Here is a 19389-nt window from a genome sequence, read left to right as displayed (position 1 = left end):
GATTAGTCGATTCAAATTAAAAAGCCTTACATGACTTTTTTCATATCCATTTTAGGGTTTGATGATGGTTTGTTATTAACACTTTTTTTACTTAAATATTGATAATAAAGCCGAATTCCAAACAGAATGATTAACACAGCGGCATAATAAAATGGCTCCGTAACGTCTTTTTTGACCAGCCACCAAAAATGCAAGATAGCCAGAATGGCAATTACATAAATCAATTGATGTAATTTTTTCCAGTTCTTTTTCAAGCGTTTGATCATATAGCTATTGGAAGTTACCGCTAATGGAATAGTCAGCACAAATGCGCTGAAACCCACGATGACATAAGGATGTTTGATAATGTCTTTGACAATATCCGCCCATAAGAACGAATAATCCAGCCAAATATAGGTTGTGATATGCAGGCAGGCGTAAAAGAACATCCATAAGCCGAACATTCGTCTGAGTTGAATCTGCCATATCTGCCCTGTCAGCAAACGAATTGGCGTCATGCTCAGCGTAATTAACAGGAAAACCAGCGCCCAAGTGCCAGTAGAACGTTCTACAAATTCCACTGGATTCGCACTTAAATCATCATGAACACCTAACCAGATAAGACGTGCTAATGGCAAAAGTGCAAATATCCATATAGCGACTTTTAATAAAATAATAGTCTTTTTATTCATGCATTTATTTTAAATAGTTAATAAGTTAAAACGAATACTTAACCATTAAAAATTAGAAGTTTTTCTTTAAATCTAAACCTGCATACATCTGACCAACTTGTTCTGTATAACCATTGAACATTTTGGTTTTGATGCGTCCACCAAACAAACCGCCACCGATTGGTTTTTCTGATGATTGCGTCCAACGTGGATGATCTACTGTTGGATTCACATTGGCATAAAAACCATATTCACTTGGCCCTGCTTTTACCCAAGTGGTTAACGGCATTTTTTCAACGAATCTAATCTTAACAATGGCTTTCGAGCCTTTAAATCCGTATTTCCAAGGCGTGACTAACCGCACAGGCGCGCCATTTTGATTGGGCAGATATTCGCCGTACAAACCGACAGCCAGCAACGTGAGTGGATTCGTTGCTTCGTCCATCCGCAAGCCTTCGGTATATGGCCAATCTAATATCGGTGAACGCACGCCAGGCATGGTTAGCCGATCATTCGCTGAGATAAATTCAACGTATTTGGCGTTACTGGTTGGCTCTGCCCATTTAATCAAGCTAGCTAACGGCAAACCGACCCACGGAATCACCATTGACCAGCCCTCTACACAACGCATGCGATAAATGCGTTCTTCCAAAGGGGCTAATTTGAGTAAATCTTCAATGCTAATGGTTTTGGCTTTTTTAACATTACCTTCTATGCTAATCGTCCATGGGCGTGGCTTAAATAAAGTCGCTTCAATGGCTGGATCGCCCTTGCCAGTGCCAAATTCGTAGTAATTATTGTAAGTGGTGATATCTTCATATGGCGTGAGTTTCTCGCCTGCGCCATAAGCCGTTTTGCTGTAACCCGCTATTTTTTGCCGAGCACCAGCTTTAAACGTATTTTTTTCGATAGGTGTATTTGCACGCCCTGCTGTCTCATTTACTACGTCATTAGCAATGGTACCAGCTTGCGTTTTGCCAGATAAAAATAGCGCAGAACCCGCAGCTAAGCCAAAGCCAGCCGTTTTTAAAAAGCCGCGTCTGTCTTCTAACACTTCGCGCGGTGTAATTTCAGATGGCTGAATATTGCTTGGATTTAGCTTGGATTTGCTCAGAATAATCATGAATAGGTCGCCTTAAATTAACTGGTTTGGTCGCTACTTTTAAACTGGTAGTGATAAATCAGTACAGATGAATTAATACCGATTAGTCGTGACTATTTGATTTTCCTTACAGTTTTTATGTGTTAACTATCATTGTAATTAGAGAGTTATTTTTGTGCATTGATTTGATTCATTGAAGTCTGAACTTCAGCAATCAATTCAGTATCGCCAATGCTTTTCGCTATTTTTTCAGAATCGGCTAATAGTAGTTTTGCCGCGGCTTTATCGCCAATGATGGCTTTGGTTTGCGCCAAGCCTATATCGGCTTTGGCTTCGTAATAAGCACCGCCATTGTCTTTAGCAAACTGTACTAATTTCGCATAAGTTCTTTCAGCATTTTGATATTCTTTGGCCGCAATATAAATGCGCCCCAACTCCATACGTGAGTTTGCAAGCTGATCCAAAGTGCCAGATCTCTCTTGCAATAATGTGGCTTTTACCTGGTGCTCAATGGCCAAATCATGTTCGCCAGCTGCGTTATAAGTGGCAGCTAACCTTTCACGACTGTCCGCGCGCTCATTGTCATTCATTGCTAGTTTTAAGCCAGCTTCGTAGTTTGTTAATGCTGTTTTCAAGTCATTATTTAACGCATACGTTTCGCCAATCGAATTATAGTTAATGTGCGAAAATTTCTGATTATTCTCTTGCAAACTCATGGCTAAGCTCTTGTTATAACTAACAATTGCCGCATCATACTGCTTATTATCCCGGTGCAAATTACCAATCAACAAATTCGTGATGATCTGCTCAAAAGGCTCTTTTGAAACATTTGCGCCTAACTCAAACGCATTTAACGCTTGCGCATAATTGCCTTGCGCGCCCAGCACCCTGCCCTTACACAACAGCGCCTCACGATTTTTGGCATCAGATTTCAAGATTTCAGTTGAAATACTCATTGCTTTATTAATATCGCCAGCACTCAATGCCTGCGTGCAACTCACATTATTTTCAACACTGTTTTTTTCAACAACCTCTGCGGCGCTTAAATTAAAACTCATCATAAACAATGGGATAAATAATTTTTTAAATGTGTTTTCTAGGTTCATATGTAGTGTTTTCAGATGGCTGTTGTTTAAAATAAAGTTTTTTGCGTACGCGTTGAATCAGACGCATCAATCGGTGTATTAGTTGCTTGTTCGGTTAGATTTAAATCTTTTACTGTAGATAAGGCGGAATTAGCTGATTTAGGCAAGTCAGGTTTAGACGAATCAGGATTTTCAGCTAACAATTGCATTAAATCAGCTTCATCAATCACAGCGACTTTTAAGCTCAACGCTTTTTCTAATTTGCTGCCCGCCTCTGCGCCTGCCACCACATAATGTGTTTTTTTAGAAACGCTACTGGTGACCTTGCCGCCAGCGGCTTCAATCAACGCTTGCGCGGCATCGCGCGATAAATTGGGTAATGTGCCCGTTAAAACAAATACTTTATCCAATAACACACCGGTCGCTTTTTGCTTGCCTGCATTTTCTGGCCAATGAACGCCTAATTCACGCATCGATTCAATCACTTGGCGATTATGCGGCTCTGACAAAAACTGTAATAAAGCATCAGCCACAATCGGCCCGACATCATTCACTTGTAATAATGCGTCAACATTTGCATCCAACAAGGCCTGTAAATTGCCAAAATGCACACTTAAATCTTTTGCAGTCGCTTCACCGACATTGCGAATGCCTAAACCGTAAATAAAGCGTGCCAGTGTGGTGTTTTTACTGCTTTCCAAGGCGTTAACAACATTATTGGCAGATTTCACTGCCATGCGCTCTAAATTCGCCAACGTTGCAACGTCTAGCTTATAGATATCATCTAATGATTTAACTAAATTGGCTTCGACCAATTGATCCGCTAACTTATCGCCCATTCCTTCAATATCCATCGCACGGCGCGAAGCAAAATGCGTGATGGCTTGCTTACGTTGCGCGGGGCAAATTAAACCGCCCGTACAGCGCGCAATGGCTTCATCTAGTGGTCTTTCAATATGCGATCCACATTCAGGACAACTGCTTGGCATAGTGAATAATGGCGCATTTTCTTGGCGCTGGTCCAAAACCACAGAAACCACTTCTGGAATCACATCGCCTGCTCGCCGCACAATCACTGTATCGCCGATACGAATATCTTTACGGCGTAGTTCATCTTCATTATGCAACGTAGCATTAGTGACCGTTACGCCACCAACAAAAACCGCTTTCAACCTTGCCACCGGCGTAATTGCACCCGTACGACCTACTTGCACGGTGATATCTTCTACTAACGTTTGTGCTTCTTCAGCTGGATATTTATGCGCAATCGCCCAGCGCGGCGCGCGTGAAACAAAGCCCAATTCTTTTTGCTGGTTAAACTGGTTAACCTTATAGACAACGCCGTCAATATCAAACGGTAAACTTGCGCGTTTTTGGCCAATTTCCGCATAGTAATCTTGCAAGCCAGCAGCATTTAACTTAACACCGCGCAAATCGCTAACCGGCAAGCGCAGACTGGTTAAATAATCCATCGCTTCTGCATGTGATTTAAGGGCTGGCGTGCCAATCGCCTCGCCCAAACCATAAGCAAAAAAATGTAGCGGGCGCGTGGCAGTAATTTGTGGATCAAGCTGACGCAAGCTGCCTGCAGCGGCGTTACGCGGGTTAGCAAACAGCTTGGCGCCCAGCTTTTCTTGTGCAAGATTCAAACGCTCAAAATCACGTTTTAGCATGATCACTTCGCCACGCACTTCTAATAACTGCGGTGGATTAGGTGTTAATAATTTGGTAGGAATGGCACGAATGGTGCGTAGATTGTGCGTGACATTTTCACCCGTAAAGCCATCGCCACGTGTCGCGCCTTGAGTAAATACGCCGTTTTCATAGGTTAATGTGATGGCCAAACCATCAAATTTGGGTTCTACCGCATATTCTATTTGATCAATCCCTAAACTGTCGCGGATACGTTTATCGAAAGCTAAAAGCTCGCTATCGCCAAACGCATTATTCAGTGACAACATGGCTTGGCGATGTTTCACACTGCCAAAGCTGCTGATTGCACTGCCACCGACTCTTTGCGTAGGCGAATCTGCGGTGATTAATTGAGGAAATTGTTGTTCTAATTCCGCTAATTGGCGATATAAACCATCGTATTCGCTGTCAGAGATAGTTGGTGCATCCAGCACATAATATTGATACTCATGCTGAGCAATGATTGCAGCAAGTTCGGCTACTTGCTGGCGTGCAGTTTCTTCAGTAGCCATGCTGTAAGGGCGTTGAACGTAAACTAGTTAAAAAGGCGCATGCTGGCAGGGCTTCCGGGCATTACGCCACGCGCCACCATCGTTGCATGAATGATTTTAAGTTGCTGGCGAATTTTTTCCACCTGCAAATCACCCAATGGCTTTTGATTGTCGTCTACCAAATCAGCCGTCAAACTCATGCTCAACTTTTGCGCGATCAAAACCATTTGGTTGAATGCTTGTTCACAGTTGGGCACTTTAGGAATTTCCAACTGAAAAGTAATGGCTTTTAACACGCTATTACGCAAACTGTCCGCAGTAAAGGCTTGATGATTGGCTTCTATCGCGCTGAATAACGGGTATTTCGCGCTGAAATCCTGATAATAAAATTTACCATCATCGCTTAACACCATGCCATTAGCTTCTGCTAAACCTCTAAATTTTGTGCCGTGAATAGGCACCTCATTTTGTGCCACATGTATGTTGATCAATTGATCGACTTCAATACAAAACTGATCGATTTCGATGGCGCGTTGTAATACATCACCGCTGCCCTGCCACTCAACATGTGCATTCAATTCCAAACCCATATTTTCAACTGCATATTGAAATTTATTCAGTACATTTTTTGCTGCCGGACCGCCCCTGTCTGCCAACTGCAAACTACAAGTCACTTGTTTAAATGTTAATGCATTTACATCAATCTGAAGCGCGTTATTGGTATCGACTAAATGCCATTTATCGCTGTCATCAAGGCCATAGATCATTATCGGCAAACTAATATCATCAATACTTTCGACCATATCAACCAACGCTTGGTAACCAATATTTTTATTGGCGTATAAAACAGCGGTTAGATCGATTTGCGGATGTACGCTATTTGGCAATTGCGGCGGTGTATTGTCGATTTCACTGCTTTTAACTGCAGTGTTGATTTCGTTGGGTTCTACTAATACTTTTGTGGCAGTTTCTTCAGATTCGTGGATAGTTTTAGCTGGTTGATTGATTGCAGAATCTGTCAATCTAGAGCTTGATTCACTTTCAGAAAAGGTGTTAGTTGCAGCTTCCACTTCTGATTCATCACTGTCACTAAATCTAGTTGATTCAGCCACATCTTCATTCAAGCGAGTTTCATTAAAAGTCGATTTTAGATAAGGTTTTTCTTCTAAAACAGTGTCTTCTAACACATTATTTTTATAAACAACTTCTTCTGTTCGTGTTGGAAGTTTTTCCGAGACATTATTTTTCGACTCTATATTTACTGAGTCTTCAAATGCATGGTGTTTGATTTTATGCGGTACATCTGCCAATTCTTTTTCCACAAACGCATCGGTATCAATGTAAAAATCTTCGGCTAGCACATCTTTTTGCGGCACAATAAATTCGTTTGAAACTTGCTTATGCAATTTTTTCTCTTGCAGCCAGTTGTACACAACGACACCTGCAATGATAAACGCACCTAGAATAATCAATATTATTTGTAAATCTGACATAATTTTTAAAGCTTACTATTTAAAGTTTTAAGATTTTTGCTACTGAATTGCTTGGAACACATAACTATTGTGTGTTGAAATCGGGAATAATTCAAGCAAACATCGCAGTATCAAGAGAATGAATAGTTAATTTCTAATTATTGACTGTTTTGATGTGTTAACTCTGACACTTTATTGATTTAAAAGTCAACTTTGAAAACTGAGCGCCGCATCAATATCCACATCAACAATGCGCGAAACGCCTGATTCCTGCATGGTAACACCAATGAGTTGCTGCGCCATTTCCATGGTGATTTTATTGTGGCTGACAAACAAAAACTGTGTCTTTTCACTCATCTTTTTAACCATATGGCAGAATCGCTCGGTATTGCTGTCATCCAGCGGCGCATCCACTTCGTCCATCAAGCAAAATGGCGCAGGATTTAGCCGGAATAAGGCAAACACCAAAGCTAGGGCAGTTAACGCTTTTTCACCACCAGAAAGTAATTGAATAGTCGTATTCTTTTTACCTGGTGGCTGCGCAAAAACTTGCATGCCCGTATCTAGAATCTCATCACCCAACAGTTCCAATCTCGCTTGACCACCACCAAATAATGTTGCAAATAACTCAGCAAAATTCTGATTCACCGTATTAAATGTGTGCATCAATTTTTCGCGTGTTTCACGGTCAATTTTGCGAATCGCATCTTCTAAAGTTTCAGTCGCCTGATGTAAATCTTGCATCTGGCTATCTAAATAGGTCTTACGCTCCGTTTCAGTGGCTAATTCTTGAATAGCGGCTAAGTTAACGGCACCCAACTCCGCAATCCCTTGTTGAATCTGATTCGATTTACGCACCAAATCGCTGGTTTTAGCATTCTCAGCCAAGCCAATAGCCAACTCTTGCTCATTTTGACCATTTTCCAATAAACCTGCCTGACATTGCTCAAAACTTAAACGTGCTTGCTGTTCGTTCAAACGGCTTTGTTCTAAATTATCACGTAGTGGATGCAATTGCTGCTCATTTTGCATACGCACACGCTCAAGATTTTGCAGCGCTTGCTCTTGCTCTACCAAGTAGTTTCGCGCGCCAGCAAGCGCCGCTTCACATAATTGTTTATGATTAATCGCTTCAACAAGATTTGCTTTTAAAGTCGCCATCGGTGTTAACTCCAACACCTGCTCCGCCTCAGTTTTGCGTAATTCAAAAGCAATTTTCTCTTCATTATTCACATTAATTTTATTATTTATCTCAATGATTTTGTTGTGATTTAATTTCAGATTGAAGCTAATCTCTTGATGTTTTTTTTCAACTGTTTGTATATTTTCACGTACAGAAAAGTAAGCTTGTTCAGCTTGCTTTTTTGCTGCTTCGTCACTATTTTTTACCAATTCCAAAGCGTTAAGTGTTTTTGTGACGGCTTCTAACGCGTCTTGTTTAAGCGTTTTAGTATTTACAAGCTCTGCAAGTTTGGCTGTTGAGTTAGCAATATCCGCTTGAATACTTTTCTCGCGCTCTAGCGCAACTTGGCGCACCTGTTGCAGCTTGGATAATTCCAGCTGGCATTGATGTTGCGTTTGTGTGGCAGAACGCAGCTGTTGGCTTTCTTGTTGCTGTTGTTGACGCGCTTGAAGCAAATTACTCTCTGCAAGCTTTAACGCAGTATTTAATGCTTGCAAATCTGCGTGCAAATTAGGCAGTTGATTTTGCAACTGTTCAAGCTGGGCCTGTCGCTCTAACACGCCACTTAATTGTGAGTTTTCACCATGAAAAACCACGCTGTGGCTACTAAATACATCGCCTTCTTGGTTAACCAATGTTTCGCCAATATTTAAAGCGGCAATGGCTTTATTTTTAATAGCGCTGTTTTGATTATCTGCGTCAGTCAACAAATAAACTCCTGCCAACCAATCTTCTAAAATTGGCCGCAAATCGTCATCACAAGCTTTTATAATCGCCATCAACGGCGTTAAGTGCACACTTTGATTGTTTGGCGCTTGTTTATTAACGACAATTTTTTCTGTTGATCTGTAACCCATCACCAAAAAGCTAGGCGGCCTGTCACTAATCGCGTTTTTATCTGCAATCAAAGCATTCAGCTTCGCGCCCAATACCGCTTCTAAAGCCACATTCCAAGCTTCATCTACTTTAATTTTTTGCCATAATCGTGCATTTTTATTTAAGCTCGTACTTTGCAACCAGCCATCCAACTTGCCCGCCGCATTCAAAGACCGTTGCATTTTTTGCAGCGTTTGTAATTCTGCTTCTGCTTGATTACTAGCGCGTTGCGCTTGGCTTTGCTGATCGCGTAGCTGATTGATTACGGCTTGAAAAGTCAATTCATCCGCTATAATTTTTTGTACTTTCAACTCAATTTCAACCACGTTCTGTTGCGCATTTTGCAAAGCCAGTTCGTTGTTTTTTAACTGCGCTTCATCCGGTATAACCAAACGTAAAAAATCTGCTTCAACGCGTTGAATACGCTGCGTATTTTCAGCGATATTTTGCTCTAAATAATGCATGCTGCTGGTTTCAACCTGAATTTTTTGCTTGGCATTCACTAAAGCCTGTTGACTTTTTTGAGTCGCTTGATTGGCCGAATTTAGCGTCAATTGCTTTTCTGGCAAAGTCAGCTTTAATGCATCTAGCGATTGTTGAGATTGCTTTTCTAATGTAGTGGCGGCTTCTAACTCATTATTTAGTTGTGCTAAATTTTGTTGCAAAGCCTCGCTGTTATTCGCATTGCGTTCTAATGATTGCGCTAATTGCTGTAATTGCTGCGTCATGCGCTCACGCGCTTCTGTGTTTTGTTTGACTTGATTTTCGAGATTAGAAACGGTTGCATTGGCTTCGTAATATGCCGCCTGCGCCGTGTTAATACCTTCAGAAGCCGCATAATGCGCCTGACGACTTTGCTCTAAATCCGCTTCACTTTTTCGCAAATCAGCCATTTGCGATTCCAGTTGATTCACCAGCTTCTCAACCTGTCGCTTGGTTTTCTCCCATTCGGCACTGGCATCGCGTTTCTTTAATAACCACAACTGGCCATCAGCCAGCTTATAAGCGGCTTGTAGCGCATGATATTGTTGCGTGACAACCGCTTGTGACTCTAATTTTGTGATTTGCTTTTGCAGTTCGCGGCAAATATCTTCTACTCGCGTCAGGTTTTCGCGTGTATCACGCAGGCGCAACTCCGTTTCGCGGCGGCGCTCTTTATATTTGCTGATACCAGCCGCCTCTTCTAAAAACACACGTAATTCTTCAGGCTTGGCTTCTACGATGCGAGAGATGGTGTTTTGGCCGATGATTGCATATGCGCGACCACCAAGACCTGTTCCTAAGAAAAGATCAGCCACATCGCGCCTACGTACGGCTGTATTGTTAATATAGTAAGTTGAGCCTTTTTCACGCTCAATTACGCGCTTAACGCTGATTTCTGCATATTGGTTCCATTCGCCGCTGGCTCCACCAAGGCTATTATCAAAAATCATCTCAACACTGGCGCGCGAGATGGGTTTTCGATTAGACGACCCATTAAAAATCACTGCATCCATCGCATCCGCACGCATTTCTTTGGCGGAAGATTCACCCAAAACCCAGCGCACCGACTCCATCACATTGGATTTACCGCAACCATTCGGGCCAACAACTCCTACGCGCTGTCCGTGCAGATGGATAGTGGTTGGGTCTACAAAAGACTTAAAGCCAGCAAGTTTTAAATGAGTTAAGCGCAAAAGTGAGTAATTTAGATTAGATAATTTAGTTTTATTAAGGTGTTAACCTATTTTACATGCGTCTAACTTTATATGTGTTTTCATAAGAAGCATTTTATAATAGCGTTATTATTTGATACGAAAGCCATTATGTCTAGCACCGCGTTACACGAAAACGTCACCATATTGGGCGATTTAAGCGCGCAACCCTCTAAAACGCTCGAAACATTCCCTAATCCGAACCCGAATCGTGATTTTCATATTCATATGGAAATCCCGGAATTCACCTGTCTTTGTCCAAAAACAGGTCAGCCAGACTTCGCGGTTATCTATTTAGACTATATTGCAGACCAGCTTTGCGTAGAGTTAAAAAGCTTAAAACTGTATATCGTTTCTTTCCGTAATGAAGGCTGTTTTCACGAAGCCGTCACTAATCGCATCTTAGATGATTTGGTCTCAGCTACACAGCCAAAATTTATGCGTGTAACCGCTAAATTTTATGTGCGTGGCGGCATTTTTACTAACGTGGTTGCAGAACATCGCAAAACGGGCTGGCAGCCATTACCTAAAGTTGATTTGCTACAATTTGAATCGCAAAGTAATACGCGCGGATAATTACACATTTGGGCAAAAATGCGTTGACAATTACCCTGCCCATCTTTAATATTGCGCCTTCGTTGAGTTGGCGCTTTAAATCAAAAGTTACTTAACGTGCTGTAAGTGGTTGTTTGGGGGTATAGCTCAGCTGGGAGAGCGCTTGCATGGCATGCAAGAGGTCAGCGGTTCGATCCCGCTTACCTCCACCAAAAGCTGTGATTAATATAGCTTTAAGATAAAATACTTCTTAAGAAATTAATCGATTTGTAGTAAAATGTTGTTGCGTTAAATAGTAAGTAATTCTTAGGTCCCCATCGTCTAGAGGCCTAGGACACCTCCCTTTCACGGAGGCGACCGGGGTTCGAATCCCCGTGGGGACGCCAATTAAGTCACAAGTGACTGATTCGCAATAAAATTCACGTAAATCAATAAGTTACAAACTCCAAGTGTTACACATAACTGATACACTTGAGGTATGACTTTGCCTATTCAAACACACCTTATAACTCGGAATGGTACTTACTATTTCCGTAGACGTATTCCGTTAGAACTCCTCGCATATTACTCCCCCAAACTAGAGATAATCTTTAGCCTTAAAACTAAAGACCTTAGGGAAGCTGAACGTCTATCAAGGGCTGAGGATGTTCGTCTTGATATTGAGTTTGAGGGATACAGGAATAACACAACCATTAAATCTATTGATTCAATATCCAAAGAGGACATTAAGAATCTAACAGACGCTTGGAAAGCTCATATCCTTGAAGAAGATGAAGAAGCTAGAACTGATGGACTCTCAGAGAGAGACTTTAGGAAAATAAACGAGTCCCTCGAGATTGTAGATATCGGAGGTAAGGCAGCCCTGGCAAGAGGCGATACATCTACAATCAAGTTTGAAATGTTAGATTTCTGTGAGTCTCATGGATACCACATTCTTGAAGACTCTATTGATTACAATAAGCTTGCTTACGCGTTTCTAAGAGCATCAGTAGAAGCAAACTCACAGTTAATGCTTAGACATCAGGGGGAAATCGTTGAGACTCCTGAAGCCCCTATTATCAATCCTGTAAGTAAATCCACTAGCAAGTTTGATACTCTGGAAGGTCTTAGAGATTACTGGATAAGCCAAGCTACTACTCCTCTATCAAGAACTGCGATTGCTGAAGCCAATACTATGATTAAAAAGGTCAGGGAGATGCTAGGAGACATCAAACCTAACGAGTTCACTAAGAGCCATGTAATTTCTCTCAAAGACAAAATGCTTGAAGCTAAATCATCACCTGCAACCATTAATAAAGGCAGAGGAATACTAGCAGCTATCTTCAGTACCGCTGAGAAGAATCTTAAGATACAACACAACCCATTTAAGGATATGACTAAGCTCTCGATACCTGAAAGAGAAGTTGATAATCCCTACACTGTTGCAGAACTACAAAGTATTTTTAACTCTAAGGTATTCACGCAAGGTTATCGCCCAAAGAGATTTAAGGGCGAAGCTGCTTTTTGGATGCCGTTAATCGGGCTGTACACCGCTGCAAGACTGAATGAAATAGGTCAGCTATATATTAATGACATTGGTGAAGATGAGGGTATTAATTACATTCTTATTCGCCCAGAGTTGACTACAGGGCGCACGGTTAAAGACGGTAAAAAACGAAGAGCGCCTATCCACCCTGACCTAATTAAAATGGGTTTCTTGGATTATGTCCAAGCAAAAAGAGAGTGTAAAGAAATTCAACTCTTCCCTGAACTAAAAGTGACTAGAGTTCAAGGAAAACTCGCAGACAAATGGGGTGAATGGTGGAGTAGCTACGTACGAAAGGAGCTAGGGATTACGCGGGTTCCGATGCCTTTTCATGGACTAAGACATGCATTCTCAGACCATAGTAGACGTTCTAAGATGGCTTATGATTGTCAAATGAGAATCGAGGGTCACTCTATGGGTAACGTGGGGGATAAATATGGAGCTAGACTATTCCCTCTTGATGCACTTAATGAGGAAATGCAAAAGTTAAATTTTAAGGGACTCGACTTAAGTCATCTGAAACGATGAAATAGTCTTTATTTCCGACAAATCATTGAAAACACTTTAATTTAATAGCAGTGCTTTGAAAAATTTTACTCATATAATGCCTAGGTGATTATCATAGTAAAAGCTAATCAAACATAAAGTTACAGAAGAGGATATATTTTGGCTACGCAAACAAATATAGATAAGTTGAATCAATCCATAAGCTCTTTTTTAAGCTTGCCTAAAGAAAGAATTTTTAGACCTGAGTTGGGCGTAGAATCCTCAGAGAAATTTTTATCAGATGTTCTAAACGACCTTTATGACAAAATCGCCGTTATACAACAAGTTGCTAAAGACGTAAGTAATACTCCTGTGCAAACAGTTACTGCACACTTAGACGCATTATTTAATCACTTATCATCATTTTCAGCTTTGAATAATCAAGACTTCGTTGCACAGAAACCTAGTGTTGTCGAAAATGTATACGCAAATATAGATGCAATTTTAAATGTATGGCCGCAATTTTATATAACGCACCTCGAGCTTTTCCCAAAGGAATCTAAGGAACAGAAAAGCCATTCAGAAGCTATTGCTCTAACTGAAGACATAAAAGCTAAAGCAAAATCCGCTGATGAGACCCTTGAGTCACTTAAGCAAATAATCGAAGAAACAAATCAAATAAAAGAGGCAGCTAAAAATACCGCGCAAGGCGTGTCGGTTATAGATGCGCAAAAACAATTCACATCAGCGCAAAGCAACCTATATCTTAAAATAATCATTGCATCCGCTGGCGCAGCCATTTTCTTAATCTGGTTCTTTGGATTAGCTTTTTATTTCCTCAATGCAGCGGATAACTTAAACGATGAATGGACATGGAAAATTGCTTATCATGCGAGCATCAGAGGTGTTATCTTGGCATCTATTGCAGCGATTTCAACCTATTTTTTAACAGTTTTAAAAGCATATTTACACCTCCTCGAACATAACTTACACCGACAAAGAGTTGCAAACAGTACTGAAGCATTCGTTGCAGCTGCCACAACCCCTGAACAAAAGGACTTGATTTTAGCTAAACTAGTAGAATCAGTAACTAACTTCGGAGACTCTGGTTTGCTTAAAGCTTCTTCAAATGATAGCCCTGCTTCTAATATTAACTTTGATGTTTCTGCTAAGACTTAGGTCAATTTAAAAACCACATAAAATTTCGTTTAGGTTACATATACGTAGGACGTTGAAACCACCCCCTCCGACCCCCTTTAAGTTAATCTCCTGGCAACCTAGCGATTCCTCCACTTACAAACCAAAGCTTAAATCCAATAGGTAACTTGGAATTTATCTCATCCTGTAGCTGTATTCTGATAGTCACTAGCAACCCATAACCAATGAGCTAGTGGATAAAGAAAAGCCCTCAAGGTAATCTCAAGGGCTTCGCTAGTGATGCATATTTACAATGCTTGTACACTCTTCTCGCGTGGTGATGGTGCAACTAGAGTTAAACACCAGCCACGGCTCTCAAAAACAAATCCGCTTTCTTTCGTTTTATTGTATGTAATGTATAACTTACCTATTTGAAATCCGTAGTAGATAGGCGATTCATCATGAAAAGTGAAGTCAGAATGTTCCGTGTGTTCGAAGGCTAATTCCATTCCAAATACTCTAATGTAAGTCATTATCTTTGCGTGTCCTAAGTGAATCTCTGAGGGAATCTAAGAGTTATCGCTAGACTATCAACAATTTATCACCAATGCAATAAAATATCCTTATAAATCAGTATCTTCGAAGAAACTATCTCCTAAAAGAGAAGGTTTACTTTAGGTAATAATTCGGCATGAGACTATGAACTATTGAAAATGCAATCGAGCTACAAGCCCTTAAATAATCACTAGCCAAGTAAGGATATCGGTTGGTAATCTTAAGACCTTCTAGAGGGCTTTGCAGCGACCTTAAGTTGTGGCTAACACACGCTGTACAGTGCTTACACCGATACTTAACTGTTTTGCTATTTTCAACATGCCTAAGCCTTCTGCCCTAAGTTTTCTAATGTGAGGCTCAGGATTCTCAAGGTTAGCAGGTCTCCCATGGGGCTTACCTGATTTAGTACCTGTTATTTTGCTTCTAGCGATACCTGAAATAACTCTTTCTTTAATGATGCACTTTTCAAACTCAGCAAACATGCCAATCATTTGAAACATCAATCTACCTGTTGGAGTCTCCGTGTTAATCCCTTGTTGATGTAGATACAAATCCACTTTGCTTGTTTGTATATCACCTAAAAAATTGACTAAGTCTCTTAAGCTACGCCCAAGCCTATCTATCGACCATGCCATTATCAGTTCATAATCTTTGCGGATAGCACCCTTTTGTAGCTTATCAAATGCTGGTCTTTGGTCTCTGCCCTTACCTCCACTAATTGCGTGGTCTACAAACTCACCTACAACAATCCAGCCCATTCTCTCAGCGACTTTTCTTAACTCAATTAGCTGATTATCTGTAGTCTGACTCTCGGTACTCACACGGGCGTATAGAGCTACTCGCTTTGATTGTTTAGTCATGGTTATAGAATCCTGATTAATGTGATTACACCCATACTAAATCAATTGTTTTGGTATAGTCAAGTAGCATAGATTATGGTCTAGGTTTTATGCGACTTCTAGAGGGTTAGTTTTAAGGGGTTTTAGTATGGGGTGATTTGGTCAGTCTTTATGAACAATCAATTACTTACAGTTTGAATGGCACACCTTAGTAAAGACAGTCATAAATGAGCTTTTACAATGGCTTACAGACTGAACTGTACATCTTAGTAATACCCCCTCAATTTTTAATCAAATCTGTACAAGGAAATAATGCAAAACACTAATGAAATAAAGGTCATAAGAAGCTTCTCACTACCGCTGGTCACTTTCGAATATCTAAAGAAATTCCAGCGAGAATACCTAGAGACTCACCGAGCATCGATTAATAACAGCCAGGCGATAGCAGTACTGCTTTCTGAGCATGAACTGTTGGTTACGCGGAGTAAGTAAGAATGGCTGCTAAGACGACTAAAGATACTATGGGCTGGTTTAAGTTAAACGTTGGTATGTTCACAAATGAGATAGTTGGGTGGAGCGATACCCATGTAGCTATCTATATTAAGCTCCTCACACTTTACTGGTCTTCAGGGAATAAGTTACCTGAAATAAATAGTAGCCTCAATAGAAGGCTTGGCATTATTGATTCAGGTGGAGAAGTTGCACTAGCCTCAGTACTTAATGAGTTCTTTCCTCGTGATAGTGAAGATAAATACTTTCATGTTGAGTTGGATAGACAGTTAAATGAAACCATTGAGTCTGCTCGCTTACAATCGGAGAGAGCCAGTAAATCCCGTGGAAGCCGTATTAAAGATGAAGATAAACCTGATTTTTAATTATTCACTAGCCAACATTAGCCACTGCTAACCGATGCTAACCACTACTAGCCTATAGATAGATAGAAAGATACATAGATAGAAATATAGAGAGATAGATAAAAAGACATATCTAACTAACTCACACAATTGTTATTTGTATAACTATCCCTCTCTAATAACTCAAGTACACAGTTACTAATCTCTAAGGGTAATTCTTGAATTTACTAACTGTTATCTTGAGATAACCATTAGCTACTTACATCATTATTACTGTGTATATATATCTATGTCAGTTAACTTTTAGTCACCTATAAGTATTACTAGATACAAGTATTAAACCTTCAATACTCTTAAAGGTATTCACTTGTTTTCTAGTGATACTTATAGTGAATCTATCTCCTTCACACCAACTCTCTAATATGAAAATTTAAATGAACAATACCCCTCAAACATTACCTTGCCCACTATGTAATAACTCACACCTTGTACCAGTATCCCGTAACCGTTCCAAATGTAAGAGCTGTAAAACTTGGCTTCAAATCAATGATAGTGGTGATGCTTTACAAGACTTCTTTGCAGCCAAAGGTAAAGCTTATCTGAAAAAGAAAGGTTACTGATGTGCCTCCCGCTCGAACCTAAAACAGGTCTTCAAGTACCAGTGAACTATGAGTACCGAGACCTGAATGAAGACAATAAAGGGACAGGTGTACAGTTAGCATCAAGCATCGATAGACGTACAGGGATGCGCTTCGTTCTTAATGATGAAGGTCACGCAATGCGAGGCTTCAAAGGTACAGGTGCTCAGATTGTTGATGACGATGCGGGTCATAACCTTCCCGGGCATAGAGGCACAGGCGCACAAAGTATTTCCACTAATGAAGGACGTGACTTGGGGAATACACGCGGTACAGGCGTACAAATTGCATCAGGCAGAAAATAGCAAATAAACAATAGATTTCACTACCAGTCATCCTAAGGAGTCTTCATGATTCTTTAGGGTTTCTGTGTATGTGCATCTATTTTTTTCTGATTGAACTCTTAAGATTCCCTAGCGAAAAACCTTACTAGAAGCCATGTAAATGAACATCTCAAGTCGTCCTAGAGGTGAGTATAGGCAAGTAACTAATATCGTGTCAGATAGCGCAGTAGGCCTCTCTCTAATCATTATCTTATTGGATTTATATAGGCTTCTGTAAGATAATCAGAGTATGAATAAATACATAGTTCCGCTGCTAGTTTACCTCTCAATTTCTTCAGCAAATGCAGAGTTACTTCAAGCTAGAGTTGTGGGTGTAGCAGATGGGGATACCATTACTGTACTGGACGCTAATAACACTCAATACAAAGTTAGATTGGCAGGTATTGATGCGCCTGAGAAAAAGCAGCCTTTTGGACAGGTATCGAAGAGGTCACTTTCAGATTTAGTCTTCAATAAGGCTGTGACTGTAGATTGGTCTAAGCATGACCGGTATGAGCGTCTAGTCGGTAAGGTGTGGGTCAACGACCTAGATGCGAACCTAGAACAAATTAAGAGAGGCTTAGCCTGGCACTACAGCAAGTATAAGAAGGAGCAGGTATTCGAGGATAGACTCACTTATCTACATGCTCAGGAAGATGCTAAGACGTCTAAGGCTGGACTTTGGATTGAATCTAACCCTGTACCTCCTTGGGACTGGCGTAAACTAATTAAGTAATATCCAAATATTTCTGGAGGCATGGATGGATGCTCGTATATTGGCGTTAAGTAATGCTAAGGATTGTGAGGATTTTAGAAAAATAGCACTAGCAAATGGCTATGAAGAATTGGCCTATGAAGCAAGGCTAAGAAAAATTCAACTCAAAACAGAAGCATACCCAGTTTCCTCAATCGTTGAAAAAGAATGCATAGAAGCAATACATGCTTATGAAGAAGTGCTCCTCGATAGAAACCCAAAATCAAATGGAGCGAGAAGAACTTGGCCAGATATAAAAAGATTAGGAATCATTCCAACTGTAGAAAAAGCTGTAACTAAAAAAGCTGACCCTTTGGGGTACACAGCTCTTGTAGAAATGCGATTAGAGAAATTATCTTTCGAGTCAATTATTTTACGGTTTCCAGAAAGCTTTTCTGAAGCAGCCGTAAGACAATCTAAACTCAGAATTTCTAGTTTAATAGAAGATACGAAATCTTGGACTGATGAAGAACTTAAGGCATCAGTTATTGCTTATCAAAGTATGCTGCATGATGAGTTAGTCGGTGAAAAGTATAATAAAAAAACAATGTATGCCCAGTTAAGTAATAATTTCAATAGAACCCCTAAAGCATTTGAGTACAGGATGCAAAATATCTCCTATGTATTAAGCTTAATGGGACGTAGCTGGATAAAAGGACTCAAGCCAGCGAAAAATGTCGGGGCAAAGATAGCTGCAAAGTTAGAGGCAATTATTTGTGACCTTGAGAATATCCCAAATGCAAATAAAGTTTCGTTTGAATATTCTGTCCAGGAAGAGTTACGGAAGGTGGATAAATCCCCTCCTTTGGGTAACGAGTCTCCCAATGCGACCTTTAGAAACGTTGTTCAAATAAGTCGAGACCACAAAGTCAAAGCTTGGGTACTTAAAAGAGCAGCTGGAAAATGTGAGTGCTGTAAATGTGAAGCACCTTTTTTAACCTCTTCAGGTGAGCCTTTTTTGGAAGTGCATCATCTACATCATTTGGCTAATAAAGGTCGTGACACAGTAGATAATGCTTTAGGTCTTTGTCCAAACTGTCATAGAGAGTTGCATTATGGTATCAACTCACACAAACTGGTTGATGAACTACGGCAACTGTTGATTAGTTTCAAGGCAAGCTAGGATGTGTGCTGGACTCCGATATATTGAACCTTCAGATAAAGAGTGGAGTATTTATTTCCCAAATCCTAAAGCAGCTCTTCCGGTAGTCAAGAGTGACGGTAGTATTGAATGGATTAAATGGGGTAGACGTAAAGAAGAGCAAGCCCCCTTTGTGCAAGGAGGATGGGCTAGGTCAGACTCTTTGAGATTGGTAAATGGGAACGCTACAGCCCTACCCTTGTTCATTTAGCAGCTCATAGCTTTATGGAGAAAGATGCTGAGAAGGTACCCCACTGGATTGAAGTTCCACAGGGTAAATCTATAGAGGCTCTTGTGGTCAAGCATAATGATGAGCAGCGTGTCTTTGTGGTTACTG

General features: G+C 40.6%; 14 protein-coding genes and 2 tRNA genes. 9 read left to right on the top strand and 7 right to left on the bottom strand.

Annotated features, from left to right (window positions below):
* Positions 1-26: 26 nt before the first annotated feature.
* The 6 genes from METVE_RS0110345 to smc form a co-directional block, all read right to left on the bottom strand.
* On the bottom strand, positions 27-671 hold the full coding sequence (locus METVE_RS0110345) for a sulfite oxidase heme-binding subunit YedZ (protein WP_020168408.1): 645 nt from the start codon (positions 669-671) through the stop codon (positions 27-29).
* A gap of 52 nt (positions 672-723) precedes the next feature.
* Positions 724-1773, bottom strand: coding sequence for a protein-methionine-sulfoxide reductase catalytic subunit MsrP (gene msrP, locus METVE_RS0110340; RefSeq protein ID WP_020168407.1), 1050 nt, complete (start codon positions 1771-1773; stop codon positions 724-726).
* Between the two features lie 146 nt (positions 1774-1919).
* Complete coding sequence (locus METVE_RS0110335) at positions 1920-2858, bottom strand: tetratricopeptide repeat protein (RefSeq protein ID WP_020168406.1); 939 nt, start codon at positions 2856-2858, stop codon at positions 1920-1922.
* 26 nt (positions 2859-2884) lie between these two features.
* The gene (gene ligA / locus METVE_RS0110330; RefSeq protein WP_020168405.1) at positions 2885-5041 is read right to left on the bottom strand and encodes an NAD-dependent DNA ligase LigA; all 2157 of its coding nucleotides are present in this window, start codon (positions 5039-5041) and stop codon (positions 2885-2887) included.
* A gap of 23 nt (positions 5042-5064) precedes the next feature.
* On the bottom strand, positions 5065-6513 hold the full coding sequence (locus METVE_RS0110325; RefSeq protein WP_020168404.1) for a cell division protein ZipA C-terminal FtsZ-binding domain-containing protein: 1449 nt from the start codon (positions 6511-6513) through the stop codon (positions 5065-5067).
* Between the two features lie 186 nt (positions 6514-6699).
* Positions 6700-10227 (bottom strand): chromosome segregation protein SMC, encoded by a 3528-nt coding sequence (gene smc / locus METVE_RS0110320; protein ID WP_020168403.1) that lies wholly within the window; start codon positions 10225-10227, stop codon positions 6700-6702.
* 129 nt (positions 10228-10356) lie between these two features.
* On the opposite strand from smc, the gene queF reads away from it, so the two are divergent.
* The 5 genes from queF to METVE_RS0110295 all read left to right on the top strand — a co-directional run bounded on the left by queF (position 10357) and on the right by METVE_RS0110295 (position 13990).
* Positions 10357-10821, top strand: a complete 465-nt coding sequence (gene queF / locus METVE_RS0110315; RefSeq protein ID WP_051085514.1) for a preQ(1) synthase — start codon at positions 10357-10359, stop codon at positions 10819-10821.
* 115 nt (positions 10822-10936) lie between these two features.
* Positions 10937-11012 (top strand) — tRNA-Ala (locus METVE_RS0110310).
* 98 nt (positions 11013-11110) lie between these two features.
* Positions 11111-11186, top strand: a tRNA-Glu gene (locus tag METVE_RS0110305).
* 92 nt (positions 11187-11278) lie between these two features.
* Positions 11279-12853, top strand: coding sequence for a phage integrase (locus tag METVE_RS0110300; RefSeq protein WP_020168401.1), 1575 nt, complete (start codon positions 11279-11281; stop codon positions 12851-12853).
* 138 nt (positions 12854-12991) lie between these two features.
* Positions 12992-13990 carry a hypothetical protein gene (locus METVE_RS0110295; protein ID WP_232415311.1) on the top strand — a complete coding sequence of 333 codons (999 nt, stop codon included), beginning with the start codon at positions 12992-12994 and terminating at the stop codon, positions 13988-13990.
* Between the two features lie 764 nt (positions 13991-14754).
* Here METVE_RS0110295 and METVE_RS0110290 read toward each other — a convergent pair.
* Complete coding sequence (locus METVE_RS0110290; protein ID WP_020168399.1) at positions 14755-15363, bottom strand: recombinase family protein; 609 nt, start codon at positions 15361-15363, stop codon at positions 14755-14757.
* Between the two features lie 473 nt (positions 15364-15836).
* Here METVE_RS0110290 and METVE_RS0110285 point away from each other — a divergent pair, with 473 nt between their 5' ends.
* The 4 genes from METVE_RS0110285 (at position 15837) to METVE_RS0110270 (ending at position 19034) form a co-directional block, all read left to right on the top strand.
* A complete protein-coding gene (locus METVE_RS0110285) occupies positions 15837-16217 on the top strand; it encodes a DUF1376 domain-containing protein (RefSeq protein WP_020168398.1) in 381 nt (126 codons plus the stop codon).
* Positions 16218-16974: 757 nt separating this feature from the next.
* Positions 16975-17139 carry a hypothetical protein gene (locus METVE_RS12860; protein WP_232415310.1) on the top strand — a complete coding sequence of 55 codons (165 nt, stop codon included), beginning with the start codon at positions 16975-16977 and terminating at the stop codon, positions 17137-17139.
* 268 nt (positions 17140-17407) lie between these two features.
* A complete protein-coding gene (locus METVE_RS0110275; RefSeq protein WP_020168396.1) occupies positions 17408-17893 on the top strand; it encodes a thermonuclease family protein in 486 nt (161 codons plus the stop codon).
* A 25-nt stretch (positions 17894-17918) separates the two neighbouring features.
* Positions 17919-19034, top strand: coding sequence for an HNH endonuclease (locus METVE_RS0110270; RefSeq protein WP_020168395.1), 1116 nt, complete (start codon positions 17919-17921; stop codon positions 19032-19034).
* The last annotated feature ends 355 nt before the right edge of the window (positions 19035-19389 follow it).

Source organism: Methylotenera versatilis 79, assembly GCF_000384375.1.
Classification (GTDB): domain Bacteria; phylum Pseudomonadota; class Gammaproteobacteria; order Burkholderiales; family Methylophilaceae; genus Methylotenera_A; species Methylotenera_A versatilis_B.
This window is presented reverse-complemented; position numbering and strand designations above follow the sequence as displayed.

Excerpts from the sequence above, each read along its gene's own strand:
- METVE_RS0110285 (WP_020168398.1), top strand. The coding sequence starts at position 15,837 with ATGGCTGCTAAGACGACTAAAGATACTATGGGCTGGTTTAAGTTAAAC.
- ligA (WP_020168405.1), bottom strand. The coding sequence starts at position 5,041 with ATGGCTACTGAAGAAACTGCACGCCAGCAAGTAGCCGAACTTGCTGCA.
- METVE_RS0110290 (WP_020168399.1), bottom strand. The coding sequence starts at position 15,363 with ATGACTAAACAATCAAAGCGAGTAGCTCTATACGCCCGTGTGAGTACC.
- METVE_RS12860 (WP_232415310.1), top strand. The coding sequence starts at position 16,975 with ATGCGAGGCTTCAAAGGTACAGGTGCTCAGATTGTTGATGACGATGCG.
- METVE_RS0110300 (WP_020168401.1), top strand. The coding sequence starts at position 11,279 with ATGACTTTGCCTATTCAAACACACCTTATAACTCGGAATGGTACTTAC.
- msrP (WP_020168407.1), bottom strand. The coding sequence starts at position 1,773 with ATGATTATTCTGAGCAAATCCAAGCTAAATCCAAGCAATATTCAGCCA.
- METVE_RS0110345 (WP_020168408.1), bottom strand. The coding sequence starts at position 671 with ATGAATAAAAAGACTATTATTTTATTAAAAGTCGCTATATGGATATTT.
- METVE_RS0110275 (WP_020168396.1), top strand. The coding sequence starts at position 17,408 with ATGAATAAATACATAGTTCCGCTGCTAGTTTACCTCTCAATTTCTTCA.
- METVE_RS0110335 (WP_020168406.1), bottom strand. The coding sequence starts at position 2,858 with ATGAACCTAGAAAACACATTTAAAAAATTATTTATCCCATTGTTTATG.
- METVE_RS0110270 (WP_020168395.1), top strand. The coding sequence starts at position 17,919 with ATGGATGCTCGTATATTGGCGTTAAGTAATGCTAAGGATTGTGAGGAT.
- METVE_RS0110325 (WP_020168404.1), bottom strand. The coding sequence starts at position 6,513 with ATGTCAGATTTACAAATAATATTGATTATTCTAGGTGCGTTTATCATT.
- queF (WP_051085514.1), top strand. The coding sequence starts at position 10,357 with ATGTCTAGCACCGCGTTACACGAAAACGTCACCATATTGGGCGATTTA.